Source organism: Marinobacter daqiaonensis, from assembly GCF_900115285.1.
Taxonomy (GTDB): domain Bacteria; phylum Pseudomonadota; class Gammaproteobacteria; order Pseudomonadales; family Oleiphilaceae; genus Marinobacter; species Marinobacter daqiaonensis.
The window spans coordinates 113,592-138,231 of the sequence record NZ_FOYW01000004.1; the positions used below are offsets into that span (position 1 = coordinate 113,592).

A 24,640-nucleotide genomic window follows, 5' to 3' on the forward strand; every position below is an offset into this window, starting at 1 on the left:
GCGTCTGCTTTGGCCCTCTCACAACAGCCAGCGAGGGCTGGTTGCACCATCTTAAATTTGTGTACGTATTTTCACGTGTGTAAAATAGCCAGCCCTTTTTTTCAGTGTTGGCGAATTTGTGCACTGTGAAGGTGCGCGCATCGCCGATTGAAAAGCATTTCCACGCGAGAGAACGCTTATGATGACAGGTTTGTATCATCCCGATGAATTCAGGGACAACTGTGGCTTTGGCCTGATCGCGCACATGAAAGGCGAGGCGAGCCACAAGTTGTTGCAAACTGCCATCGAGTCGCTGACCTGCATGACCCACCGAGGTGGTATCGCTGCAGACGGTAAGACCGGCGATGGTTGTGGTCTCCTGATCCAGAGCCCCGATGGTTTTCTGCGCAAGGCAGCCGAGGCCGCTTTCGGCAAGAAGCCGGGGGACCTCTTTGCGGTGGGTCAGATTTTCCTGAGCCCTGATAGTGCCAAGGCGGAAGCCGGACGGAAGGCGATTGAGCAGAACCTGAGCGACCGGGGACTTGAAGTCCTGGGTTGGCGGGAGGTGCCGACCGACCCCTCCTGCCTTGGCCCCATGGCCAAGGATTGCCTGCCGCTGATAGAGCAGTTTTTTGTTGGACCCGGCAAGTCCGTGGATGAGCGGCAGTTTGCCATCGACCTGTTCGTTGGCCGCAGGCTCGTGGAAAGAGACATGGCGGAGGACGAGGAATTCTATATTTGCAGTCTTTCCCATAAGACCCTTTCCTATAAAGGTCTGATGATGCCGGCGGACCTGACCCGGTTCTATCCGGATCTGGGTGATCCGGACCTGGAGACCGCCATCTGTGTTTTCCACCAGCGGTTCTCCACCAATACCATGCCCAAGTGGCCCCTGGCGCAACCGTTCCGCTATCTGGCGCACAATGGCGAAATCAATACCATTTCCGGTAACCGTAACTGGGCCCTTGCCCGGGCGGCAAAGTTCGAGGCTCCGGACCTGCCAGACCTGAAGACCCTCCAGCCCCTGGTCAACCTGACCGGGTCCGATTCCTCCAGCATGGACAACATGCTGGAAGTTCTGCTGGCCGGCGGTGTCGACCTGTTCCGGGCGGTCCGGATGATGATCCCGCCGGCGTGGCAGAACGTCGACACCATGGACTCGGAACTGCGGGCCTTTTACGAATATAACTCCATGCACATGGAGCCCTGGGACGGGCCGGCTGGCCTGGTGCTGTCGGATGGTCGCTACGCAGTCTGCATGCTGGACCGTAACGGTCTCCGGCCTGCCCGCTGGGTGGTGACCAAGGATGATTTCATTACCCTGGCCTCCGAGATCGGCACCTACGGCTACAAGCCGGAAGATGTGGTGGCCAAAGGCCGGGTCGGTCCGGGCCAGATGCTTGCCATTGACACTGAGAGCGGTGAGGTGCTCCATACCCAGGACGTCGACAAGCGCCTCAAGAGCGCCCAGCCCTACAAGAAGTGGTTGCGGGAAAATGCCCTGAGGGTGGAGTCCACGCTGAACACCGCCACGCCCCAGTTCACGCTTATGGACAACGATGAGCTCCAGGTACACCAGAAAATGTTCATGGTGACCTACGAGGAGCGGGACCAGGTCCTGCGGCCGCTGGCGGAAAATGGCCAGGAGGCGGTCGGCTCCATGGGTGACGATACGCCAATGGCGGTTCTCTCCAGCAAGGTGCGCCATGTGGCGGACTATTTCCGTCAGAAGTTTGCCCAGGTCACCAACCCGGCCATTGACCCCCTGCGGGAGGCCGTGGTGATGTCACTGGAGACCTGCCTGGGCGCCGAGCAGAACGTGTTCCAGGAGACTGCGGAACACGCCAATCGTCTTATCCTCACCACGCCAGTGCTTTCGCCGGCCAAATTCCTTCGCATTGAAGGCAACGAGCGGCCGGGGTTCGAAGTGGCCAAGATCCGCCTTGGCTACAGTCCTGAGCGGGGTCTCGAAAAGGCGATCGAGGATATCTGCGAAGCGTCCGAGAAAGCGGTCCGCAGCGGCAAGGTGTTGCTGATCCTGTCGGACAAGGACCTGAAGGAAGGGGACCTGCCGGTGAGTTCCCTGATGGCCACCGGCGCCGTCCATCACCATCTGGTCCGTGAGGGGCTGCGGTGTGATTCCAATATCATTGTGGAAACCGGCTGGGCGCGTGATCCGCACCACTTCGCGGTGCTGTTCGGGTTTGGTGCCACAGCGGTCTACCCCTATCTGGCCTATCAGGTCATCAACGATCTTATTCGTACCGGCGAGATGCTGATCGATCCGATCGATGCCAAGAACAACTACCGCAAGGGCATCAACAAAGGCCTGCTGAAGATCCTGTCCAAGATGGGTATCTCGACGATTACCTCCTATCGAGGAGCCCAGCTTTTCGAAGCCGTCGGCATTGCTGATGAGGTGGTGGATCTGTGTTTCAAGGGTGTACCAAGCCGGATTCAGGGTGCAACCTTCTTCGACTTCCAGCAGGATCAGGAACAGCTGGCCGCCACAGCCTGGAAGCGCCGCAAGACCATCACCCAGGGCGGCCTGCTCAAATACGTTCATGGCCAGGAGTATCACGCATTTAACCCCGATGTGGTGGGTACGCTGCAGCAGGCTGTCAGCAGTGGCGACTACGGCCAGTATCAGGAGTACGCCGGACTGGTGAATTCCCGGCCCGTGGCAACGCTCCGCGACCTTCTGGTATTCCGCGGGGACATCAAGGCGATCGACCTGTCGGAAGTTGAGCCCGTGGAAAATATCTTCCCGCGCTTCGACTCCGCTGCCATGTCACTGGGTGCGCTGTCGCCGGAAGCTCATGAAGCCCTGGCCGTGGCCATGAACACACTTGGCGGGCGCTCCAATTCGGGCGAGGGCGGGGAGGATCCGGCCCGTTACGGCACCGAGAAACGCTCCAAGATCAAGCAGGTGGCCTCCGGCCGTTTTGGCGTGACCGCCGAGTATCTGCGCAGTGCCGATGTCATGCAGATCAAGGTGGCCCAGGGTGCCAAGCCCGGGGAAGGCGGTCAGCTGCCGGGTGGTAAGGTGAACGCGCTGATCGCGCGGCTGCGGTATTCCGTGCCCGGCGTGACCCTGATCTCTCCGCCACCGCACCACGATATCTATTCCATCGAGGATCTGGCGCAGCTGATTTTCGACCTCAAGCAGGTCAACCCGAAGGCCCTGGTCTCCGTCAAACTGGTTTCCGAACCGGGCGTGGGGACCATCGCCGCCGGTGTGGCCAAGGCCTACGCGGACCTGATTACCGTCTCAGGTTACGATGGCGGAACCGCTGCCAGCCCTCTGACATCAATCCGCTACGCCGGTTCTCCCTGGGAGCTGGGCCTGGCCGAGACCCAGCAGGCACTGCGTGCCAATGATCTTCGTGGCAAGATTCGTCTGCAGACCGATGGTGGCATCAAGACCGGCCTGGACGTGGTAAAGGCTGCGATTCTCGGCGCAGAAAGCTTTGGCTTTGGCACCACACCGATGGTGGCGCTGGGCTGCAAGTACCTGCGAATCTGTCATCTCAATAACTGCGCAACCGGTGTTGCCACCCAGGACGAGTATCTGCGCGAGGAGCACTTCAAGGGTACCGTGGAAATGGCCATGAACTTCTTCCGCTTTGTGGCGGAAGAAACCCGGGAGTGGATGGCGAAGCTGGGTGTTCGTAACCTGGAAGAGCTGGTCGGCCGCATTGACCTGCTGGAGCGGCTGCCAGGACAGACCGAGCGTCAGAAGCGACTCGACCTCAGCCACCTGTTGCATAACGATCATATTCCGGCGGACAAGCCTCACACCTGCCAGGTGGAGAGAAACCAGCCGTTCGATGAGGGCGCTCTGGCGGAAAGGATGGTGAAGGATACCGCCGGCGCCATTGCCAATCAGTCCGGTGGAACCTGGGAGTACACGGTCACCAATTGCGACCGCTCCATTGGTGCCCGCCTGTCGGGTGAGATTGCCCAGGCCCATGGTAATCAGGGCATGGCAGGAAATCCCATTGTGCTGAACCTGACCGGCACCGCAGGCCAGAGTTTCGGCGTCTGGAACGTGGGCGGTCTTCACATGCACCTTGAGGGAGATGCCAACGACTACGTGGGCAAGGGCATGACCGGCGGCAAACTGGTGGTCCGTCCGCCGGCCGTCAGTACGTTCAAGTCCCAGGAAACCGCTATTGTCGGTAACACCTGCCTCTATGGCGCCACCGGTGGCAAGCTGTTCGCCGCGGGTACCGCTGGCGAGCGCTTCGGTGTCCGTAATTCCGGGGCCCATGCGGTCGTCGAGGGTGCGGGCGACCACTGCTGCGAATACATGACCGGTGGCCTTGTTGCGGTACTTGGCAGTTGCGGCCACAACTTCGGGGCCGGCATGACGGGCGGTTTCGCCTATGTGCTGGATCAGAACAACACCTTCGTGGACAAGTACAACCACGAGTTGGTGGAGATTCAGCGGATTTCCAGTGAGGATATGGAGCCTTACCGTAACCACCTGCGCAGCGTTATCCGCGAACACGTGGATGAGACCGGCAGCGAGTGGGCAGGCCATATCCTTGATAATTTCGACGACTTTTTGGGCCGGTTCTGGCTGGTCAAGCCCAAGGCCGCAAGTCTTAAGAGTCTGTTGGCCACTACCCGGGCGCGTCCGGAATAAAACGGAGCCCGGCAGCAGGTCTTCAAGGCCGGACCCGGCATCCGTGGTCCGGCCCGTCGAAATTAAGATGATGAGAGCGTCAGCATGAAAGAAAGACTGAACAACGATTTCCAGTTTGTGCAGGTAGGTCGTGTCGACCCGAAGAAGGTTCCGGCCAAGAAACGCCGCAAGAATTTCGGCGAGATCTACCACCAGTATGAGCCGGCGCAGGCATCCAGCCAGGCCCACCGGTGCCTGGAGTGTGGTAATCCCTATTGCGAATGGAAGTGCCCGGTACATAACTACATACCGAACTGGCTGAAGCTGGTATCCGAAGGCAATATCATGCGGGCGGTGGAGCTATGCCACCAGACTAATACCTTGCCGGAAGTGTGTGGCAGGGTATGTCCGCAGGATCGGTTGTGCGAAGGCGCCTGTACCCTGAACGATGGCTACGGCGCGGTCACGATCGGGTCGGTGGAAAAGTACATCACTGATACCGCCTTCGCATTAGGCTGGAAGCCGGACCTGTCGGACGTCAAGTGGACCGATAAAAAAGTTGCCGTGATTGGTGCAGGCCCGGCAGGCCTCGGCTGTGCCGACATCCTGGTCCGCAATGGCGTCAGGCCAGTGGTGTTTGACCGGTATCCGGAAATCGGCGGTCTGCTGACCTTCGGGATTCCCGAGTTCAAACTCGAAAAAACCGTCATGACCAGGCGCCGGAAGGTGTTCGAGGAAATGGGTGTGGAGTTCCGCCTCGAAACAGAGGTGGGTAAGGACGTCCAGATGCAGGACATCATGGAGGAATTTGATGCGGTCTTCATGGGCATGGGCACCTACACCTATATGAAGGGCGGCTTCCCGGGTGAGGACCTTCCCGGCGTATACGACGCGCTGCCATTCCTGGTATCCAACGTCAACCGGCGGCTGGGGTTCGAGAAGGACGCCGGTGAGTTCATCGACATGAAGGACAAGCGAGTCGTTGTTCTTGGTGGTGGTGATACGGCCATGGACTGCAACCGCACCTCCATCCGGCAGCAGGCCGCCAGTGTGACCTGTGCCTATCGCCGTGACGAAGCGAATATGCCCGGCTCCCGTCGCGAGGTATCCAATGCCAAGGAGGAGGGCGTCAAGTTCCTCTTCAATCGTCAGCCCATCGCCATCATCGGGGAAGACCGGGTCGAAGGCGTCAAGGTCGTGCAGACCAAGCTGGGCGAGCCCGACGAGAACGGACGTCGCCGTCCGGAGGTGGTGCCCGGCAGCGAGGAAGTGATTCCCGCGGATGCTGTACTGGTGGCGTTCGGCTTCCGACCGAGCCCGGCCGACTGGTTCGATAAGATGGAGGTCGGCACGGACGACTCCGGTCGTGTAAACGCGCCGGAGGGCTCGGAGTTTGCTTTCCAGACCAGCAATCCGAAGATCTTCGCCGGTGGTGACATGGTTCGTGGTTCTGACCTGGTGGTGACCGCCATCTGGGAGGGGCGTCAGGCGGCTGAAGGTATCCTTGATTATCTGGATGTGTGATCCGGATTTCATCTGAGGGGTATCAGGAAGGGCGGCTCTGAACACAGGGTCGCCTTTTTTATCGTCTCAAACGCGTTATCATTGCGGGCCTGACTGAACCGACTCCAGAGCCCGGGGCCCCTGTCCTCCTGCAGCAGGACGGTCCGGGCTTTCACTATGCCGATCAGGAATTCTTATGAGCGAACTGAAAAACGACCGCTTCCTCCGCGCCCTGATGCGCCAGCCTGTGGACCGTACGCCAGTGTGGATGATGCGCCAGGCCGGCCGTTACCTTCCGGAGTACCGCGCCACTCGCGCCAAGGCAGGGGATTTTTTGAGCCTGTGCAAGAACACTCCCCTGGCCTGCGAGGTGACGATGCAGCCCCTGGAGCGCTATCCGCTGGATGCGGCCATTCTGTTTTCGGACATCCTGACGATTCCCGATGCTCTGGGGCTTGGTCTTTATTTCGAAACAGGCGAAGGTCCCAAGTTCAGGAACGTGATTCGTTCCGAGGCCGATGTGGCGGCTTTGCCGACCTTGAAGGCGGAGGTGGATCTGGACTATGTAATGAATGCGGTGTCCACCATTCGCCGCGAACTGAACGGTCGTGTCCCTCTGATCGGCTTTTCAGGAAGCCCCTGGACCCTGGCCACCTATATGGTCGAGGGCAGCTCGTCAAAGGACTTCCGTGAAGCCAAGAAACTGATGTATGGCCAGCCCGAGGTGATGCATCGCTTGCTGGACCACCTCGCCGACTCGGTCATCGACTATCTTAACGGCCAGATCAGGGCGGGCGCCCAGGCCGTGCAGATCTTCGATACCTGGGGTGGAGTGCTGAGCAGCTGGGCCTATCAGGAGTTCTCCCTGGCCTATATGAAGAAGATCGCGAATGGCCTGATCCGAGAAAACGATGGCCGCCGGGTACCGTTGATCATCTTCACCAAGAACGGCGGCCAGTGGCTGGAGTCGATGGCGGAGTCCGGCGCGGACGCCCTGGGTCTGGACTGGACTACCGATATCGGCAATGCCCGGGCACGGGTCGGTGACCGGGTGGCCCTGCAGGGCAATATGGATCCGGCGATGCTTTACGCTCCGAAGGAACGTATTCGCGAAGAGGTGGCGGACATTCTGAAGCGCTACGGTACAGGTCCCGGTCATATCTTCAATCTGGGGCATGGTATTACGCCAGATGTGGATCCTGAGCATGCCGGGGCGTTTATTGAGGCGGTTGTTGAATTGAGTGGGGAGTAAGTACCACCGCTAGACTCCAAATCGTCAGGCTTGGCGCCAGTGGCCATGAGGTCTATAACACTTTTCCAGACACCCTCCGTAAGTACCTCCCTGGCCGGTTTTTGCTCCTGCAAAACCGGCATTTCCGTCTTCCATGGCGGTCATGGATCCCGACGAGCGCCGTCCCTGGCGCTCGTCGGTCTGAAAAACAATTCTCAACCTGATGACCGTCCCATTTTTTCCAAGAGCGGTAGCTTGTTGCTCGGTCCATCATCTCGTGCTGATCCGTAATGTGATGGAATCGAAACTCCGAGAGGTCTATAGTCGGGAAAAGACTAAAGATCGACCCGGGAGCAAGGACGTGGAAGAAAAAAAACCCGAGAAACGCCGCTTTCAGCGAATCCAGTTTGATGCACCCTGTGAGCTTTACTGTCGGGAAGATATGCAGACAGCAGAGGTCCTCGACATTTCTCTCAAGGGCGTACTGGTTAGTCGACCCGCTGGCTGGGTGGCCTCACAGGGTGACTCCTGTGAACTGACAATTCACCTGAATGACCACGAAAGCGCCATTGTCGTGGCCGCGACTCTGCGTCACCTGGAATCGGACCGGTTGGGCTTCAAGATCGATTACATTGACCTGGAAAGCGCCTCTCACCTGAAACGGTTGGTGGAGCTCAATCTGGGAGATGCGGAGCTTCTGGAGCGAGAGCTTTTGCATTTGCTCAGATAGGCTTTGTGAGTTAACCCGCAAGTTAGACAAGGAGGTAAGTTGAGAACGTTTTTCCGGACCGTCGAGCCCTGCACGGATGTACTTGCGGGGCGTGTCCGGGAAAACGTTATCGACTTGACTCCGACCGGCACGCTACCTGAAGTCTTTTTGCGGTGGCCAGACAACTACACCTCCTCCAGGGCCGCCAACGCCTCACTTAATTTGGTCACCGGAATCACTTTCATCCCCTCGATGGCCTTGCGAGGCGCGTTGGCCTTGGGCACCAGGGCGCGAGTGAACCCGTGTTTGGCCGCCTCGTAAATGCGTTCCTGTCCGGAAGGCACCGGACGAATCTCCCCTGACAGACCCACCTCCCCGAAGATCACCAGATCCTGGGGCAGGGCGCGATCCCGAAAGGATGAGACAATGGCAGCCAGAAGTGCCAGGTCAGCACTGGTTTCCGCTACCTTGACGCCTCCCACCACATTCACGAACACATCCTGATCCGCCACATGCATGCCGCCATGGCGGTGCAGCACCGCCAGCAGCATGGCGAGCCGGTTCTGGTCGAGGCCCACCGCAACCCGACGAGGGTAGCTGCCCTGGGCCATGTCCACCAGCGCCTGAATCTCCACCAGCATTGGCCGCGTGCCCTCCCACACCACCATCACCACGCTGCCGGGAGCCGCTTCCTCGCCCCGGTTCAGGAAGATGGCGCTGGGGTTCTTTACCTCCTTCAGGCCTTGCTCCAGCATGGCGAATACGCCCAGTTCATTGACGGCGCCAAAGCGGTTCTTGATGCCCCGGAGGGTGCGGTACCGGCTATCGCTGGAGCCTTCCAGCAGAATGGAACAGTCGATCATGTGCTCCAGGACCTTGGGGCCGGCCAGGCTGCCGTCCTTGGTGACATGACCGACGAGGAACAGGATGGTGCCGGTCTGCTTGGCGAACCGGGTCAGGTAGGCGGCGCTTTCCCGCACCTGGGAGACCGAGCCTGGAGCTGATTCGATATCCGCCACATGCATGACCTGGATACTGTCCACCACCAGGATTTTTGGTTTCTCGGACTCCGCCACCTGCATAAGCCGTTCCACGCTGGTCTCGGACAGCATTTTGAGGTCGCTGGTGGGCAGGCCCAGGCGCTTGGCACGCATGGCCACCTGCTGCAGCGATTCTTCGCCGGTGCAATAGAGTGCCGAGGTATTCGTGGCCAGGTGACAGACTGCCTGCAGCAGCAACGTGCTTTTGCCCGCGCCCGGGTGCCCACCCATCAGGACCGCCGAGCCCTCCACCAGGCCCCCGCCCAGGACGCGGTCGAACTCCTGCATGCCGGTGCTGATGCGGGGCTGCTCCTGCAGGCTCACATCATCCAGGCTCTGGACTGCCGAAAGGCTGCCGGCAAAGCCCTCGAAGCGGGCCCCCCTGGCGCCCTTGGCGCTGGCCCCGCCAACACCCCGCACCTCGCTGATGGTGTTCCAGGCCTGGCAGGCGGTGCACTGGCCCTGCCATTTTGAATAGTCGGCGCCGCATTCGGTGCAGACAAAGGCGGTTTTCGCTTTGGCCATCGGGTGTCCTGCCGGGATCGATTGAGGTTGTCCTTTCTCAGCCCCCTCTCCGATCAGGAGAGAGGGCTGACAGGAGCGGGGACTTACGCCAGTTTTCTGTGTTTCACGCGCTGGGGCACCATGGCGGAGTCGCCCTTGCGTTTCTTGAGGTCCTCATCGTACTCGCTGAAGTTCCCCTCGAAGTAGACCACTTCGCCATCATCCTCGAAGGCAAGTACATGAGTCGCCACGCGGTCCAGGAACCAGCGGTCGTGGGAGATCACCAGTGCCGAGCCGGGGAAGTTCAGCAGTGCTTCTTCCAGGGCACGCAGGGTCTCGACGTCAAGGTCATTGGTGGGTTCGTCCAGCAGCAGGACGTTGCCGCCCTGTTTCAGCAGCTTGGCCAGGTGCAGGCGGTTACGCTCACCGCCGGACAGGTCGCCGACCCGCTTCTGCTGATCGCTGCCCTTGAAGTTGAACCGGCCAACGTAGGCCCGGGAAGGGGTCTCGTAGTTGCCCACCTTGATGATGTCGTTGCCGTCGGAAAGCTCCTCCCAAACGGTCTTGCTGCCATCCAGATCGCGCATCTGGTCGACGTAGGCGATTTCAACGGTTTCGCCGATAACGATCTCTCCGGAATCCGGCTTGTCGTAGCCGGCGATCATCCGGAACAAGGTGGACTTGCCTGCGCCGTTGCCGCCGATAATGCCCACAATCGCGCCGGGCGCGACACGGAACGACACGTCTTCATAAAGCACGCGGTTTTCAAACGACTTGCTGACACTGTCCACTTCGATGACTTTGTCACCCAGGCGCGGCCCTGGCGGAATGTAGAGCTCGTTGGTTTCATTCCGTTTCTGGAATTCCTGGGAAGTCATTTCCTCAAAGCGGGCCAGGCGGGCCTTGCTCTTGGACTGGCGACCCTTGGCGTTGCTCCGCACCCATTCCAGTTCGTGCTTGACGGCTTTCTGGTGGGCGGCCTCCTGCTTGGACTCCATTTCCAGACGCTTTTCCTTGTTCTCGAGCCACTGGCTGTAGTTGCCCTCGAACGGGATGCCGTGGCCGCGGTCCAGTTCCAGAATCCAGCCTGCGACGTTGTCCAGAAAGTACCGGTCGTGGGTGATGGCTACCACGGTGCCATTGAAATCGTGAAGGAACCGCTCGAGCCAGGCCACCGACTCTGCGTCGAGGTGGTTGGTGGGCTCGTCCAGCAGCAGCATGTCCGGGCTTGAGAGCAGTAACCGGCACAAGGCAACACGCCGACGCTCGCCCCCGGAAAGATTTGCCACTTTCTGGTCCCAGGGGGGCAGTCGCAGAGCGCCGGCCGCCACTTCCATCTTGCGTTCGATGTCGTGGCCATCGGTGGCCTGGATATAAGCTTCCAGCTCGCCCTGCTTCTTGGCGAGGGCGTCAAAATCGGCGTCGGGCTCGGCGTAGGCGGCATAAACCCGGTCCAGCTCTGCCAGGGCATCGTGAACTCCCGCCACCGCTTCGTCGACGATAGCCTTGACGGTTTTGTCGTCGTCCAGTTCCGGCTCCTGGGGCAGGTAGCCTACGTTGATGCCAGGCTGCGGGCGCGCCTCGCCAATGTAATCCTGGTCCACGCCAGCCATAATACGGAGCAGGGTGGACTTACCGGAGCCGTTGAGGCCGAGCACGCCGATTTTGGCGCCCGGGAAGAAACTCAGGGAGATGTCCTTGAGTATTTCACGCTTGGGGGGAACCACCTTGCCCACGCGGTTCATGGTATATACGTACTGGGCCATACAGGCTGTGTCCTCTGTTTTGGTGACGGATGCTCCGGAACCCTGGTGGCCGCTTGTTCAAGGGGTCAGGGGAAGCCCTGGTGTCGTACTCAGACATGAGGCCCGACAGAAGCGGGGAGGGCATTCGTCGCTGCTGGAAAGTCGGCTATTGAATCAAGCACAGTAAGGTAACGAAACCGGGCCGCTAAGGCAATTGCCGGGCCGGCCAGTGGCGGTTTCTACGGAACATCAAAGGATGATTTTTGACCCCCGAATGAGCTAGAATAGCGGCCCGATTTTTTAAGGGGCCGCCGGGTAGGGATTCCGATTCCGAAATTCCGAGTCTGGTTAGTGCCAGCCAATCACACAGGGGCAGCGCATGTTTAATCGTGATATGAAAATTGCCGGCTTTGATGACGAGCTCTGGAACGCCATGCAGGCGGAAACCGAGCGTCAGGAAGCCCACATCGAACTGATTGCATCGGAGAATTACACCAGCCCGCGCGTGATGGAGGCCCAGGGCAGCGTGCTGACCAACAAGTACGCGGAAGGCTACCCCGGCAAGCGCTATTACGGTGGCTGTGAGTTTGTGGACATCGCCGAGGACCTGGCCATCAACCGCGCCAGGGAACTGTTTGGTGCCGCTTATGCCAACGTCCAGCCCCACTCCGGCTCCCAGGCCAACTCCGCGGTCTTCATGGCCCTCCTCAAGCCGGGGGATACCGTGCTGGGCATGAGTCTGGCCCACGGCGGCCACCTGACCCATGGTGCGACTGTCAACTTCTCCGGCAAGATCTACAACGCCGTTCAGTATGGTATCAACAACGAAACCGGCCTGATCGATTACGACGAGGTGGAAGCTCTGGCCGTCGAGCACAAGCCGAAGATGATCATCGCCGGTTTCTCCGCCTATTCCCAGAAACTGGATTTTGCCCGTTTCCGTGAGATTGCCGACAAGGTGGGCGCCTATCTGTTTGTGGATATGGCCCACGTGGCGGGGCTGGTGGCCGCCGGTGTCTATCCGGATCCGGTACCCCATGCCCATGTTGTCGCGACCACCACCCACAAGACCCTTCGTGGCCCCCGTGGGGGCCTGATACTGGCCTGTGACGACGCGGACCTGAAAAAAAAGCTGAATTCCGCGGTCTTCCCCGGTGGCCAGGGTGGTCCCCTGATGCACGTCATCGCCGCCAAGGCTGTCTGCTTCAAGGAAGCCATGAGCGATGACTTCAAGGCTTACCAGAAGCAGGTCGTCAAGAACGCCTCTGCCATGGCAGAAGTGTTCATTGAGCGGGGTTTCGACGTGGTCTCCGGTGGGACCGTGAATCACCTGTTCCTGGTCAGCCTGATCAAGCAGGACATTACCGGTAAGGATGCGGATGCCGCCCTCGGCCGAGCCCACATCACCGTGAACAAGAACGCCGTGCCCAACGACCCGCGTTCTCCTTTTGTGACGTCCGGTCTTCGGATTGGCACGCCGGCTGTCACCACCCGGGGTTTCGGAGAGGCCGAGTGCCGTGACCTGGCGGGCTGGATGTGCGACATTCTTGACAACCTGGAAGATGAGGCCGTGAACGAGCGGGTGCGTGGACAGGTGGAAGCCCTGTGCGCGCGCTTCCCGGTCTACGTCGCCTGATCTTCAGGTCATACCCGTGAAGATCGCCCCCTGGCGGGGCGGTCTGTTCCCCATCGGAGCCTCTCACTATGCACTGTCCTTTCTGCGGTGAAGCCGATACCAAAGTGATTGACTCCCGGCTGGTGGCCGAGGGCGATCAGGTGCGCCGTCGACGGGAGTGCCTGTCCTGCCGCGAGCGGTTCACGACCTTTGAAAGTGCCGAGCTGGTCATGCCCCGGGTGGTCAAGCAGGACGGTACCCGCCAGCCTTTCGACGAGGAAAAGCTCCGGGCAGGCCTCATGAAGGCCCTTGAAAAACGCCCTGTCAGCATCGAGCAGATCGATGCCGCACTTAACCGGATCAAATACCGTTTGCGCGCGGCGGGGGAGCGGGAGGTCAAGTCAATGACCCTGGGCGAGGAGGTCATGACCGAGCTTCGCCAGCTGGATAAAGTGGCATACGTTCGGTTCGCTTCGGTTTATCGGAGCTTTCAGGACATCAATGAATTCAAGGAGGAAATAGAGCGCCTCTCCCACGGTAACAATGACAGTGCCGATGCAGCGGACGTTGCCAGGGCACTGGCTGATCGCGATTCATCCAAAGGATCATCATGACGACGACCCAGGACGTGGCGATGATGGCCAGGGCCGTCCAGCTGGCCTGGCGTGGGCGCTATTCGACTCACCCCAATCCCAGGGTTGGTTGTGTCATCGCCCGTGGCGACCTGGTTCTGGGTGAGGGCTGGCATGAGCGGGCCGGTGAGGCCCACGCGGAAGTGCGGGCTCTCAGTCAGGCCGGCCCGGAAGCCCGGGGTGCGACCGCCTACGTGACGCTGGAGCCCTGCAGTCATTTCGGGCGTACACCACCGTGCTCCCGGGCCCTGATTGATGCCGGTGTTGCCCGCGTGGTGGTAGCGAGCGAGGATCCGAACCCCAGCGTCTCCGGTCGCGGTCTGCAGCAGTTGCGGGACGCCGGGATCCGTGTGACGGAGGGGGTGCTGAAGGATGAGGCGGCAAGGCTGAATCCCGGTTTTCTGAAGCGCATGCGCACGGGACGTCCCTGGGTGCGCCTGAAGATTGCTGCGAGCCTGGATGGCCGCACCGCAATGGCATCCGGAGAGAGCAAGTGGATCACCGGCCCTGAGTCCCGCGGTGACGTTCAGCGTTTGCGAGCCATGAGCGATGCCATCCTCACCGGCGTCAACACGGTGCTGGTGGATGACCCGTCTTTGACGATACGCCGTAATGAGCTGGGAGATATCGGCCAGGCAACCGAACCCTCCCGTCAGCCCCTGAGGGTGATCGCGGACCGGGATGCCCGCACACCACCGACGGCAAAGATCCTGCAGGGCGGGGACGTCCAGCTGTTCTGCTCGTGCGAAGCCATGGCCACTGCGCCGGCACAGGATCTTGCCGCCCTGGGGGTTACCCTTAATGGCGTCGGTTGGCAGGACAGCGGGGTGAACCTGGAGCAGCTGCTGGACCGCCTGGGTGAGCTGGGTGTCAACGAGCTGCTGGTGGAAGCCGGCCCCACCCTGGCCGGCGGTTTTATTTTTGAGGGACTGGTTGACGAGCTCTGGCTCTACCAGGCGCCGGTGTTCCTGGGAAGCGAGGGTCGACCGACGGCCCGCCTGCCCTTCGATGAGATGCGCGAGAAAATCGAATGGCTGGTCACCGACAGGCGTCAGTTCGGTGTTGACACGCGTATGATCCTGACACCAAGGGTGTTGACGCCGAACACGTCCGCCGGAGGCTGAGCCCCCGGCAAATGTATTTTCACCAAGGGGGCGCGGTGCGCTGACCCGGAGGTTGCTTAAGACTATGGCACTGAATACTGTTGAAGAGATCATCGAGGATATCCGCCAGGGCAAGATGGTCATCCTGATGGATGACGAGGACCGTGAGAACGAGGGTGACCTTGTCATGGCGGCGGAACATTGCACGGCCGAGTCCATCAATTTCATGGCCCGGTTTGGCAGGGGTCTCATCTGCATGCCGATGACCCGGGACCGTTGTGATCAGCTGGGCCTGTCGCTTATGGTGCAGAGCAACCATTCCGGCTTTGGCACCAAGTTTACCCTGTCCATCGAGGCCGCCGAGGGCGTGACCACGGGTATCTCCGCGGCCGACCGGGCCAGGACGGTTCAGGCGGCGGTAGCTCGCAACGCCCGGGCTTCGGACCTGGTTCAGCCCGGTCACATCTTTCCTTTAATGGCGGACCCCGGAGGCGTTCTGAGCAGGGCCGGTCACACGGAAGCCTCCTGTGATCTGGCCGGGCTGGCCGGCTGCGAGCCTGCCGGGGTGATCTGCGAAATCATGAACGATGACGGATCCATGGCCCGCCGGCCGGATCTCGAAAAGTTCGCGGAACAGCATGACCTCAAGATCGGCACGATTGCCGACCTGATTCACTATCGCACCCTGAACGAACGCACTATTGATTGCGTCGAACAGTATGATCTTGACACCGAATATGGTGTGTTCAATCTCCGCACCTACAAGGACAGTATCCAGGGTGGCACCCATCTGGCGCTGGTCATGGGGGAGATAAAAACCGACCAGCCGACGCTGGTCAGGGTGCACGTAACCGATACCCTCCGGGACCTGCTCGGCGCCCGTCGCAAGGACTCCCACAGCTGGCCGCTGCATCATGCCCTGGAGACAGTGGCGGAGGAAGGTAAGGGAGTCGTGGTGTTGCTCAACAGCGCCGAGGACAGCTACAACCTGGAAGACCGCATTCACGAGTTCTTCGGGGAAGGCCCCGCCAAGGCTGGTAAGGGGGGCAGCTCCGGAGTCTACTTTACCGTGGGCACCGGCTCCCAGATCCTGCGGGACTGCGGCGTGGGCAAAATGCGCCTGCTCAGCGCGCCGATCAAGTTTTCAGCCATTTCGGGGTTCGATCTGGAAGTGGTGGAGTATGTACCCTATACCGGTGACTGACGCCAACGTCGTTACCAAAGCGGAATTCAACAGACACTCAGGCCCTGGGGCCCAATGGGAAAAAGAATGAAAGACATCAAGGTTATTGAAGGAGACTTTCGACAGTGCAGCGGCCGTTACGCCCTGGTAGTCGGACGTTTTAACGGTTTTGTGGTGGAGAGCCTGGTGGAAGGCGCCATTGACACCCTGCGCCGTCACGGGATTGCCGATGACGACATTACCCTGGTGCGGGTACCCGGAGCCTATGAAATGCCACTGGCGGTCAAGCGTGTCGCGGAGACGGGCAATTTCGACGCCATCATTGCCCTGGGAGCTGTGATCCGTGGCGGCACCCCCCATTTTGAATACGTCGCCGGTGAAGCGTCCAGTGGTCTGGGTGCGGTGAGCCTGGAAACCGATGTTCCGGTAACGTTCGGTGTGCTGACCGTGGATTCCATCGAGCAGGCCATCGAACGCTCCGGTACCAAGGCCGGCAACAAGGGCGCGGAAGCCGCCATCACCGCGCTGGAAATGGTCAGCCTGTTCAACAAGCTGGGTGGGTGATGAGCGAGCAGGACACCACAATTCCCGGCCCTGCAACGCCAGGCCAGCCGAAAGCCGGTGACCGTCGACGGGCCCGGATTCTGGCGCTGCAGGCCCTCTACCACCGGCATTTCAGCAAGAGCCCGATCAATGATATCGAGGCAGAGTTCATGGTTGATAATGACATGAGCAAGGTTGATACAGCCTTCTTCCGCGACCTGATCCGTGGTGTTCACCGGGAACAGCGCGACCTTGATAAACTGATCGAACCGCTGCTGGACCGTCCCCTGGACGAGGTGGACCCCATTGAACTGGCCATTGTCCGCCTGGGGACCTACGAGCTGAAACACCGGATTGATGTCCCGTACCGTGTGGTCATCAATGAAGGTATTGAGCTTGCCAAACGTTTCGGCGGTACTGAAGGGCACAAGTTCGTCAACAGCCTGCTGGACAAGCTGAGCCAGCGCCTGCGCATGGCTGAAACCCGTCATCGCCAGGGGTGACAGTATCCCGATGGGTGAGTTTGAGCTGATTGAGAGGCTGTTCCGCCCCCTGGCAGAAGATACATGGCGCGAAGGAGTTCAGCTTGGCCCCGGCGACGACTGCGCCATTCAGCGGGTGCCGGAGGGTCACGATCTGGTCTTCTCGGTGGATACCCTGGTCGAGGGCATTCACTTTCCCACCGCATACGATCCGGCCAGGTTGGGGTGGCGAGCGCTGGCGGTTGCTGTCAGTGACCTCGCGGCAATGGGTGCGGATCCAGTCTGCTATACCCTGGCAATGACACTCCCCGAAGCCGACGAGAGCTGGGCAAGAGGGCTTGTTTCGGGACTCGCGGAGGCTTCCCGGTCGTTTGGTGTCGCCCTGGCAGGGGGCGATATAACCCGGGGCCCATTGACGTTAACACTTCAGGTTCACGGCACGGTGCCTCGGGATCAGGCAATCCGGCGCAGTGGGGCGCGGCCCGGGGACCTGGTGGCGGTCAGCGGGCCCCTGGGGGGAGCGGCCGCGGCACTGCCCTGGCTTGATCAGGTTCATCCGCCGGCATCTGCGGCGCCCTCCCTGATCTGTTACCACCGCCCGCGGCCCCGTTGCGATCTGGGACATGGATTGCGAGGGTTGGCCAGTGCCGCCATCGATATATCCGACGGGCTGGTTGCGGATCTTGGTCATATTCTGAAGGCATCCGGAGTCGGTGCCAGACTCGAGCTGGACCGGATTCCCTTGGCGCCGGCTCCCGAAGGCACGGATACCCGGGCGATGCGGGCCCACGCACTCTACGGTGGGGATGATTACGAGCTTTGCGTGACTCTGTCCCCGTCCGCTCTCACTGGTCTGTCCAAGGATATTGCAGGGACACTGACGGTTATCGGAACTATTACGGCGGTGACGGAGTACAGGCTCCTCCATCCGGATGGCTCCGAGGAGGCCGTCCGGGGCGCGGGTGGCTATGATCATTTCGGCGCGGGGCAGGGGTCTCTGTAAAAGTCCCCGAAACAGGAAGGTGCCCTTAAGGCGCCAGGTTGAGAGCAGGGCAAGAGCCGCTTCCAGTCATTGGTCCCTTGTGGACCGGTTATCGGGTCGATACCGTCAATGCACCCGGGTATCCCGGGTTTCGTGGGGCAGCAGCCTGGTAACGTGCAGAAAACGCTTGAGGCCGATTTCGGCCCGCTCTCGGGTTGCGAATGGGCCGCTGTCAAATCCTTCCCTCGTGGTGAAATACCACTTCCCACCTACGCAGAAAAAGCGACTGCTACGGAAAGGCGTCGGACGGGTCTCGCCGGCGCGGGCACTGGGATTCATCATTACCTCCTACTACCTGACTGTGGGCTCATGGGGCTGCGCCTGATGTGACGGCCTGTTTGTGACCGGGTTGGCTGACAATTGCGGAAAAAGCAGGTCAGAGGCGTATGGGTTAAAAATAATACAATTTCGGCCAAATTCAACACTTTTTTACATTTGCCTGGGTGGCTGTTTGCCCCCGGAAGACTTGCGTGGTCCGCGGGCAGTCGTCAGAATGCGGTCTGGCCGGCCCCCGGAGCCTCCCTGAAGCTCTCGTGGCCCTGTGCACATTATCCGCCGCCTATGGAGAGTGACCAAATGCGAGCAAGCAACATAAAGGCCCCCCGACTGCTTCTGGCCGCCCTGGCCCTGGTGTTTGTGGCCGGGTGCAGCAGCAACGGTTTGACCCGCATCAAGACATGGGACGGGGAGGCAGTGGCTGAGCCTGCGGTGCTGAAAGCGCCGTCAACCATCAAGGTCAAGCAGGTAAACGGCAAGCGTACCGGTAACTTCCTGGTTGAGGATCTGGCGCTTGATTACGAGTTGCGACCCGGCCCGAACACGGTCGTCTTTACCTACAAGACCATCTGGGCCAAGTCCGGCGTGATTCGGGCAGGCGAGTCGAGCGTCCATGTGGTGGAGACCCGACCCCAGCAGGTGGTATTCGATGCGCAGCCGGGCGAGGTATACCGTTTTGACCTGCCTGAGTTGCGCAAGCGCAGCGAAGCGACGGAATTCGCCGAGAACTTTTCCGCTGCCGTGGTGGCGGATGATGGCGAGCGGGTAGCAAGATCGGAGCCTTATCGTGGCCAATCCGAGAATACGGCCACGGTATCCCGTTCTCCGTCATCGTCGGACCAGGAGCAGTCTTCCGTTGCGCCGGCAGCACAGGCGCCCGGTGTTTCCACTGGTGAAAGTCCTGGCTCCCGGGTCGACACCCTGGAAGCGCTCAAAGTTCTGTGGGAGCGAGCCAGTGGAGATGAAAAGCGGGAATTTCTGCGCTGGGCGTTTGATTAGGCGTCTTCGATATCCAGCCAGTCCTGAAAGAGTTCGGGCTGGCTGAGCCTTTCCCAGAACCACAGCAAAGCCTTGCCCTGATCTTCACTGTGACGGGCAAGGTGAACCGCCATGGGCTCTCTTGGAGTATCAACACCCAGTTCCACCAGCTGGCCCTTCTCCAGCTGATGTCGGATCCGGTGCCTGGGCAGCCAGCCCACCCCCAGGCCAGCTTCCTGAAGAGCGATTTTCTGGGCCATGCCGGACACAGTGAGGGTCTGCTGGCGTCGGAATATGCCGGCGCTTCCCGCAGGCAGACGTCTGGAACTATCCGCCGCGACGGCGGCAGGGTAGCGGGCAATGTCCTGTTCAGTCAGCAAATGATCGCACCGGGTGAGGGGGTGATCGGGGCTGACCGCAAATGCCCAGACCACCTTGCCAAGCTTCCTGGTTGAGAATGAGCCCGCCGGCCGGCTGATCTGGTCCGCTCCCACCGCCAGATCGACCCGCCGGCTCTGAAGCGCGTCCCAGGTCCCCGCAAACACTTCCTCCACAAGTTGCACCTCTACCGGAATGCCCAGTTCGTAGAACTGCCGGATGGCCGGGAACATTACCTCCGCCGGTAATAACGAATTGAAGCCGATCTTCAGGCGGGTTTCCCATCCCTGGGCTACCTGTCGGGTGGTGTGGGCCAGGGCCTCGGTGGCCTCCAGCAACGCCCGCCCCTCCTTGAGCAAGTATCGACCAGCTGGTGTCAGAGTGGCCCGGTGACCGCTGCGGTCAAAGATCTCGACCCCAAGGTCTTCTTCCAGCTTCTGGATGGTGTAGCTGATAGCGGAGGGCACCCGGAACAGCTCACTTGCCGCTCCGGCGAAGCTGCCCCTGCGCTCGATGGCATCCAGAACCTTTAACGCGTCGACGGTAATGGCTGTGTGCATGTTCGAATTATCTGAAGGTGATGGCCAGAATTGATTGCTTGTGAGGTTAGCAGCCGGCTGGGTAGTCTGTCCTCAGGGTAGAACATTTATTTGCCACGGAATCCACGGAAGGACACGGAAAAGAAAACTGAAAACCACTGGCGGCGGACAAGCACGAACAAAAAGACAGAAAGATCTTTTTTATTTGTCCGTGCCTTCCGTGGCTGGTCGTTTGGCTTTATTTTTTTCCGTGTCCTTCCGTGGATTCCGTGGCTAGAAAAGGAGTCAACGATGGGCCTTCTGATCGACGGCAAATGGCACGACCAGTGGTATGACACCGACAGGACCGGCGGCAGGTTCGAGCGGGAATCGGCGCGGTTTCGTAACTGGGTGACCACTGACGGCTCCCCCGGGCCGGATGGGGATGGGGGCTTTGAAGCTGAGTCCGGGCGTTATCATCTGTATGTGTCCAAGGCCTGCCCGTGGGCGCACCGGACTCTTGTTTTTCGCAAACTCAAAGGGTTGGAGGAGCACGTATCCGTATCGGTGGTGCATCCGGATATGCTGGATAATGGCTGGGAATTTCGGCCCGACGATGAGCAGCACCGTGACCATGTGAACAACGCACGTTTCCTGCACGAAATCTATACCCGGGCCGCACCGGATTATACGGGGAGGGTGACGGTGCCCACGTTGTGGGACAAGAAGCGGGAGACTATTGTCAGCAACGAATCGGCGGAAATTATCCGCATGTTCAACTCGGCGTTTAACACTCTCGAAGGCGTACGGAGCGATCTTGATTTCTACCCCGAACCACTCCGTGATGAGATCGACGAGGTAAATGAGCGGGTGTACCACACGGTAAATAACGGCGTCTATAAGTCCGGTTTTGCCACTGCCCAGGACAAGTATGAAGAGGCCTACAGCGCTCTGTTTGATTCGCTGGATTGGCTGGAGGAGCGGCTCGCGGGCCAGCGTTACCTGGTGGGCGGCCAGCTGACCGAAGCCGATTGGCGGCTTTTTACAACCCTGGTCCGTTTCGACGCCGTGTATTTCAGCCACTTCAAATGCAATCGCCAGCGTATCGAGGATTTTCCGCGCCTGTCGGGGTATGTGCGGGATCTGTATCAGGTGCCGGGCGTGGCGGAGACCGTGGATATTGGTCAGATCAAGCGTCATTACTACGTCAGTCAGACTACGATCAATCCGACACAGATCGTTCCTGTAGGGCCGGTGCTGGACTTTGATCGGGCTCATGGGCGCGAACGATTGGGTTAGATGTTGCTTGCCGCAGCCTTGTTGCCTTGCGGGCTGACTGCGGGGTGGGGTTGGTTTCTCCGCCGCGATTCAACTAACCCGCTCTACAGCGATTTCAGTCAGCATTTCAAGTGCAGACGCGTGAGGTGAAGAGGGGAGAGTTTTCAGGCAATCACTTGCCAGCGCTGCCTGCTCCCGGGCCTTCGCCATCGTGTATTCAAGTGCTCCGGATTCGTTGACAACCCTGAGGATCGCCGGAAGGTCATCCAGGCCACCCTTGCGAATGGCGCTGCGGATCAACTGGCGGTTTTCCTCCGAGCTGTTGGCCATTGCGTGAATAAGGGGAAGGGTGGGCTTGCCTTCGGCCAGGTCATCGCCCACATTCTTCCCCATGGCGTCCGCGTCGCCGGTGTAATCCAGGGCGTCGTCCACCAGCTGGAAAGCAAGGCCAAGATGCTTGCCGTAGTTCTTGAGTGCCTGCTCCTGCTCGGTGCTGGCCCCGGCGAGCAGGGCGCCCGTATGGGAGGCGGCCTCGAACAGCATGGCGGTTTTGTTGTGGATGACCTCCATATACTGGTCCTCGCCCACATCCGGATTCTTCACGTTCATCAACTGCTGAACCTCGCCCTCGGCAATAACCGCTGTCGCGCGGGAGAGTACTTCCATGATCGGCAGGCTGTTCAGTTCAACCATCATTTCAAAAGCGCGGGCATAGAGGAAATCACCTACCAGCACGCTCGGTGCGTTGCCCCAGCGGGCGTTGGCGGTACTGCGCCCCCGGCGAAGGTCGGATGTATCCACCACGTCATCGTGGAGCAGGGTGGCCGTGTGCAGGAACTCGATTACCGCGGCCAGCTTCAGGTGATCGTCACGGTCGTAACCGATTGCCTGGCTGGAGAGGAGAACCAGCAATGGTCTCAGTCGCTTACCACCGCTCTCGATGATGTATTGGGCGATCTTTTCCACCAGTGGAACGTCTGAGGACAGCCGCTCGATGATCAGGTCGTTGACGCGGGCGAAGTCTTCCGCGACGGTATCTTGTATGCGCTGGGCAGTCATGCGGCTGTCCGGTCCCCTGAGTGTGGTGTCGCTGGTAAAGAAGGAAGGTCGCGGCAATGCTAGGTATTGCTGCGACCAGTGTCAACTTGGCTTGTAAAGGCTGGCAGGTTTTCGTACAATCACGCGCCCTAACTCATCCCAACCTGCGCTCCCTGCTATAGGGTTGCCAGAGCGCTTCCCTTAGAACCAGGTGGATAAGAGCAGGGATGGGTCAATCGCGGAGAAGAGTACCTATGTACGCAGTTATTGTTAGCGGTGGCAAGCAGCACCGTGTGAAGGAAGGCGAAACGCTGAAGCTGGAAAAGCTGGAAGTTGAAACCGGCGGTACCGTTGAGTTCGATCGCGTTCTGCTGCTTGGCAACGGCGATGACATCAAGGTGGGTGCACCGGTTGTGGATGGCGCCAAGGTGACTGCGGAAGTGGTCAGTCACGGCCGTCACGACAAGATTCAGATCATCAAATTCCGTCGTCGCAAGCATTCCATGAAGCGTCAGGGCCACCGTCAGTGGTTTACTGAAGTAAAGATCACGGGTATCAAGGGCTGAGGCCTTTGAATCACCCCTTAATTAAGGAGGCTGGTAATGGCTCATAAAAAGGCAGCAGGTAGTACCCGTAACGGTCGCGATTCCGAGTCGAAACGACTTGGTGTGAAGCGCTTCGGTGGTGAAACTGTTTCTGCAGGCAGCATCATCGTTCGTCAGCGCGGTACCCGTTTCCACCCCGGTTCGAACGTTGGTCTGGGCAAGGACCATACCCTGTTTGCAACTGCAAACGGTCAGGTCAAGTTCGAGACCAAGGGTCCCGAAAACCGTAAGTTCGTGAGCATCGTACCAGCGGCATAACTCGCGGCGATGTCCGGTTCTGATATCATTTGATATCAGGACCAGCAGAAGCCCCGCATAGCTTCGAGGTTGTCTGCCCGGCTGAAGAGTCAGCCAGGCAGCCGCCAGAGCCTGCGGGGTTTTTTCGTTTATGCGCAGGGCGCAGAAGGTTGAAGCATGAAATTTGTAGATGAAGCCACCATTATTGTGGAAGCGGGCAAGGGCGGCCATGGCTGCCTGAGTTTCCGAAGGGAAAAGTACGTTCCCAAGGGCGGTCCCGATGGTGGTGATGGTGGTGACGGTGGCTCTGTGTATCTTGAGGCTGATGATGCTCTTAATACCCTGATCGACTACCGCTTCCAGCGTAAGCACAAGGCCGAGAACGGGCAGCCTGGATCTGGTCGTAACTGTACCGGTACCAAAGGCGATGACCTGGTATTGCCTGTGCCCGTGGGAACCACCGTCGTTGATATGGATACCCACGAGGTGCTGGGGGATCTCACTCATGCTGGTGATCGCCTGAAAGTTGCCCAGGGTGGGTTCCATGGTCTGGGTAACACCCGCTTCAAGTCCTCGGTCAATCGGGCGCCCCGGCAGACCACCAAAGGCTCCGAAGGCGAAACCCGAAATCTCAGGCTGGAGCTCAAGGTGCTGGCGGATGTGGGGTTGCTCGGCATGCCCAATGCCGGAAAGTCCACCTTTATCCGGTCAGTATCCGCTGCCCGGCCCAAGGTGGCTGATTATCCATTTACCACGCTGGTGCCGAACCTGGGTGTGGTGAAGGTTCAGGCTCACCAGAGCTTCGTAATTGCCGATATTCCCGGTCTTATTGAGGGTGCGGCAGAGGGTGCCGGCCTGGGCATCCGTTTCCTCAAGCATCTGGTGCGTACCCGGTTGCTGCTGCACCTTGTGGATGTGGCGCCCTACGACGAGTCCTCTCCTGCCGATGCCGTCCGCGCTATCGAGCATGAGCTTGAAAAGTTCAGTGAGACGCTGGCCAACCGCGACCGCTGGCTGGTCCTGAACAAGGTCGACATGGTGGCCGAGGAGGAGAGGGAGGCTCATTGCCAGGCCATCATCGACGATTTGGGGTGGCAGGGGCCGGTCTTCCGCATTTCCGCCATTAGCGGCGAGGGTACAAAAGATCTGACCCAGGCGATAATGCGCTGGATTGAAGAACGGGCCCGAGAGGAGAAGGATAATCCGGAACTGGCCGAGAAGGAGGCGGAGCGCCGTCGCCAGATGGATGAAGAGGCCCGTGAGCGGATTCAGGAGGAGCGTGATGCCCGCCGCGCCGCCAGGCAGAACGAGGACGATGATGATGACTTCGATGATGATGATTACGATGTCGAGGTTGTTTACGCTCCGGAATAATCCCCAGCCCCGGTAAG

Annotated in this window: 21 protein-coding genes; 16 read left to right on the top strand and 5 right to left on the bottom strand. The window is 59.8% G+C overall.

Features of this window, described 5'->3' with window-relative positions; genetic code table 11:
- The first annotated feature begins 178 nt into the window (after positions 1-178).
- From gltB to BM346_RS17510, 4 genes are all read left to right on the top strand, one after another.
- A complete protein-coding gene (gene gltB, locus BM346_RS17495; RefSeq protein WP_092016391.1) occupies positions 179-4,630 on the top strand; it encodes a glutamate synthase large subunit in 4,452 nt (1,483 codons plus the stop codon).
- Between the two features lie 84 nt (positions 4,631-4,714).
- Positions 4,715-6,133: an FAD-dependent oxidoreductase gene (locus tag BM346_RS17500; protein ID WP_092016394.1), complete on the top strand. Its 1,419-nt coding sequence runs from the start codon at positions 4,715-4,717 to the stop codon at positions 6,131-6,133.
- A gap of 175 nt (positions 6,134-6,308) precedes the next feature.
- Positions 6,309-7,364 carry a uroporphyrinogen decarboxylase gene (gene hemE / locus BM346_RS17505; RefSeq protein ID WP_092016397.1) on the top strand — a complete coding sequence of 352 codons (1,056 nt, stop codon included), beginning with the start codon at positions 6,309-6,311 and terminating at the stop codon, positions 7,362-7,364.
- Between the two features lie 340 nt (positions 7,365-7,704).
- Positions 7,705-8,073, top strand: coding sequence for a PilZ domain-containing protein (locus tag BM346_RS17510; RefSeq protein ID WP_227663029.1), 369 nt, complete (start codon positions 7,705-7,707; stop codon positions 8,071-8,073).
- Between the two features lie 164 nt (positions 8,074-8,237).
- Here BM346_RS17510 and radA read toward each other — a convergent pair whose 3' ends face one another.
- Together radA and ettA are read right to left on the bottom strand one after the other, a co-directional pair.
- Positions 8,238-9,617: a DNA repair protein RadA gene (radA, locus tag BM346_RS17515; RefSeq protein WP_092016399.1), complete on the bottom strand. Its 1,380-nt coding sequence runs from the start codon at positions 9,615-9,617 to the stop codon at positions 8,238-8,240.
- An 83-nt stretch (positions 9,618-9,700) separates the two neighbouring features.
- Positions 9,701-11,362 carry an energy-dependent translational throttle protein EttA gene (gene ettA, locus BM346_RS17520; RefSeq protein WP_092016402.1) on the bottom strand — a complete coding sequence of 554 codons (1,662 nt, stop codon included), beginning with the start codon at positions 11,360-11,362 and terminating at the stop codon, positions 9,701-9,703.
- A 358-nt stretch (positions 11,363-11,720) separates the two neighbouring features.
- Here ettA and glyA point away from each other — a divergent pair, with 358 nt between their 5' ends.
- From glyA to thiL, 7 genes are all read left to right on the top strand, one after another.
- Positions 11,721-12,977, top strand: coding sequence for a serine hydroxymethyltransferase (gene glyA, locus BM346_RS17525; protein ID WP_092016405.1), 1,257 nt, complete (start codon positions 11,721-11,723; stop codon positions 12,975-12,977).
- Between the two features lie 68 nt (positions 12,978-13,045).
- Positions 13,046-13,570, top strand: a complete 525-nt coding sequence (gene nrdR, locus BM346_RS17530; RefSeq protein WP_092016408.1) for a transcriptional regulator NrdR — start codon at positions 13,046-13,048, stop codon at positions 13,568-13,570.
- The gene (ribD, locus tag BM346_RS17535) at positions 13,567-14,712 is read left to right on the top strand and encodes a bifunctional diaminohydroxyphosphoribosylaminopyrimidine deaminase/5-amino-6-(5-phosphoribosylamino)uracil reductase RibD (RefSeq protein ID WP_092016411.1); all 1,146 of its coding nucleotides are present in this window, start codon (positions 13,567-13,569) and stop codon (positions 14,710-14,712) included. The genes nrdR and ribD overlap by 4 nt, the downstream gene beginning before the upstream one ends.
- Positions 14,713-14,776: 64 nt before the next feature.
- Positions 14,777-15,895 (top strand): bifunctional 3,4-dihydroxy-2-butanone-4-phosphate synthase/GTP cyclohydrolase II, encoded by a 1,119-nt coding sequence (gene ribBA / locus BM346_RS17540; protein WP_092016414.1) that lies wholly within the window; start codon positions 14,777-14,779, stop codon positions 15,893-15,895.
- Between the two features lie 66 nt (positions 15,896-15,961).
- Positions 15,962-16,438, top strand: coding sequence for a 6,7-dimethyl-8-ribityllumazine synthase (ribH, locus tag BM346_RS17545; protein ID WP_092016416.1), 477 nt, complete (start codon positions 15,962-15,964; stop codon positions 16,436-16,438).
- Entirely contained in the window at positions 16,438-16,920 is a 483-nt protein-coding gene (nusB, locus tag BM346_RS17550; protein ID WP_092016419.1) for a transcription antitermination factor NusB, read from the top strand. The genes ribH and nusB overlap by 1 nt, the downstream gene beginning before the upstream one ends.
- A gap of 10 nt (positions 16,921-16,930) precedes the next feature.
- The gene (gene thiL, locus BM346_RS17555) at positions 16,931-17,902 is read left to right on the top strand and encodes a thiamine-phosphate kinase (RefSeq protein WP_092016422.1); all 972 of its coding nucleotides are present in this window, start codon (positions 16,931-16,933) and stop codon (positions 17,900-17,902) included.
- A gap of 105 nt (positions 17,903-18,007) precedes the next feature.
- Here the strand turns inward: thiL and BM346_RS17560 are convergent, their stop codons facing one another.
- Positions 18,008-18,220 (bottom strand): DUF6316 family protein, encoded by a 213-nt coding sequence (locus tag BM346_RS17560; RefSeq protein WP_092016425.1) that lies wholly within the window; start codon positions 18,218-18,220, stop codon positions 18,008-18,010.
- Between the two features lie 297 nt (positions 18,221-18,517).
- On the opposite strand from BM346_RS17560, the gene BM346_RS17565 reads away from it, so the two are divergent.
- Positions 18,518-19,216, top strand: a complete 699-nt coding sequence (locus BM346_RS17565) for a DUF2057 family protein (protein WP_092016428.1) — start codon at positions 18,518-18,520, stop codon at positions 19,214-19,216.
- On the opposite strand, the gene BM346_RS17570 is transcribed toward BM346_RS17565, so the two are convergent.
- Complete coding sequence (locus tag BM346_RS17570) at positions 19,213-20,133, bottom strand: LysR substrate-binding domain-containing protein (protein WP_092016431.1); 921 nt, start codon at positions 20,131-20,133, stop codon at positions 19,213-19,215. The genes BM346_RS17565 and BM346_RS17570 overlap by 4 nt on opposite strands.
- A 270-nt stretch (positions 20,134-20,403) precedes the next feature.
- Here BM346_RS17570 and BM346_RS17575 point away from each other — a divergent pair, with 270 nt between their 5' ends.
- Positions 20,404-21,390, top strand: coding sequence for a glutathione S-transferase family protein (locus BM346_RS17575; RefSeq protein WP_092016434.1), 987 nt, complete (start codon positions 20,404-20,406; stop codon positions 21,388-21,390).
- A gap of 69 nt (positions 21,391-21,459) precedes the next feature.
- Here the strand turns inward: BM346_RS17575 and ispB are convergent, their stop codons facing one another.
- Positions 21,460-22,428: an octaprenyl diphosphate synthase gene (gene ispB, locus BM346_RS17580; protein WP_092016437.1), complete on the bottom strand. Its 969-nt coding sequence runs from the start codon at positions 22,426-22,428 to the stop codon at positions 21,460-21,462.
- Positions 22,429-22,661: 233 nt separating this feature from the next.
- On the opposite strand from ispB, the gene rplU reads away from it, so the two are divergent.
- From rplU to cgtA, 3 genes are all read left to right on the top strand, one after another.
- Positions 22,662-22,973, top strand: coding sequence for a 50S ribosomal protein L21 (gene rplU, locus BM346_RS17585; protein WP_092016440.1), 312 nt, complete (start codon positions 22,662-22,664; stop codon positions 22,971-22,973).
- Between the two features lie 36 nt (positions 22,974-23,009).
- Positions 23,010-23,270 (top strand): 50S ribosomal protein L27, encoded by a 261-nt coding sequence (rpmA, locus tag BM346_RS17590; protein WP_092016442.1) that lies wholly within the window; start codon positions 23,010-23,012, stop codon positions 23,268-23,270.
- 156 nt (positions 23,271-23,426) lie between these two features.
- Positions 23,427-24,623: an Obg family GTPase CgtA gene (gene cgtA / locus BM346_RS17595; protein ID WP_092016445.1), complete on the top strand. Its 1,197-nt coding sequence runs from the start codon at positions 23,427-23,429 to the stop codon at positions 24,621-24,623.
- Positions 24,624-24,640 lie beyond the last annotated feature (17 nt).

What these genes read in the sequence shown, in the direction of transcription:
- gltB (WP_092016391.1), top strand. Translation starts at nt 179, where the DNA reads ATGATGACAGGTTTGTATCATCCCGATGAATTCAGGGACAACTGTGGC.
- BM346_RS17500 (WP_092016394.1), top strand. Translation starts at nt 4,715, where the DNA reads ATGAAAGAAAGACTGAACAACGATTTCCAGTTTGTGCAGGTAGGTCGT.
- hemE (WP_092016397.1), top strand. Translation starts at nt 6,309, where the DNA reads ATGAGCGAACTGAAAAACGACCGCTTCCTCCGCGCCCTGATGCGCCAG.
- radA (WP_092016399.1), bottom strand. Translation starts at nt 9,617, where the DNA reads ATGGCCAAAGCGAAAACCGCCTTTGTCTGCACCGAATGCGGCGCCGAC.
- ettA (WP_092016402.1), bottom strand. Translation starts at nt 11,362, where the DNA reads ATGGCCCAGTACGTATATACCATGAACCGCGTGGGCAAGGTGGTTCCC.
- glyA (WP_092016405.1), top strand. Translation starts at nt 11,721, where the DNA reads ATGTTTAATCGTGATATGAAAATTGCCGGCTTTGATGACGAGCTCTGG.
- nrdR (WP_092016408.1), top strand. Translation starts at nt 13,046, where the DNA reads ATGCACTGTCCTTTCTGCGGTGAAGCCGATACCAAAGTGATTGACTCC.
- ribD (WP_092016411.1), top strand. Translation starts at nt 13,567, where the DNA reads ATGACGACGACCCAGGACGTGGCGATGATGGCCAGGGCCGTCCAGCTG.
- ribBA (WP_092016414.1), top strand. Translation starts at nt 14,777, where the DNA reads ATGGCACTGAATACTGTTGAAGAGATCATCGAGGATATCCGCCAGGGC.
- ribH (WP_092016416.1), top strand. Translation starts at nt 15,962, where the DNA reads ATGAAAGACATCAAGGTTATTGAAGGAGACTTTCGACAGTGCAGCGGC.
- nusB (WP_092016419.1), top strand. Translation starts at nt 16,438, where the DNA reads ATGAGCGAGCAGGACACCACAATTCCCGGCCCTGCAACGCCAGGCCAG.
- thiL (WP_092016422.1), top strand. Translation starts at nt 16,931, where the DNA reads ATGGGTGAGTTTGAGCTGATTGAGAGGCTGTTCCGCCCCCTGGCAGAA.
- BM346_RS17560 (WP_092016425.1), bottom strand. Translation starts at nt 18,220, where the DNA reads ATGAATCCCAGTGCCCGCGCCGGCGAGACCCGTCCGACGCCTTTCCGT.
- BM346_RS17565 (WP_092016428.1), top strand. Translation starts at nt 18,518, where the DNA reads ATGCGAGCAAGCAACATAAAGGCCCCCCGACTGCTTCTGGCCGCCCTG.
- BM346_RS17570 (WP_092016431.1), bottom strand. Translation starts at nt 20,133, where the DNA reads ATGCACACAGCCATTACCGTCGACGCGTTAAAGGTTCTGGATGCCATC.
- BM346_RS17575 (WP_092016434.1), top strand. Translation starts at nt 20,404, where the DNA reads ATGGGCCTTCTGATCGACGGCAAATGGCACGACCAGTGGTATGACACC.
- ispB (WP_092016437.1), bottom strand. Translation starts at nt 22,428, where the DNA reads ATGACTGCCCAGCGCATACAAGATACCGTCGCGGAAGACTTCGCCCGC.
- rplU (WP_092016440.1), top strand. Translation starts at nt 22,662, where the DNA reads ATGTACGCAGTTATTGTTAGCGGTGGCAAGCAGCACCGTGTGAAGGAA.
- rpmA (WP_092016442.1), top strand. Translation starts at nt 23,010, where the DNA reads ATGGCTCATAAAAAGGCAGCAGGTAGTACCCGTAACGGTCGCGATTCC.
- cgtA (WP_092016445.1), top strand. Translation starts at nt 23,427, where the DNA reads ATGAAATTTGTAGATGAAGCCACCATTATTGTGGAAGCGGGCAAGGGC.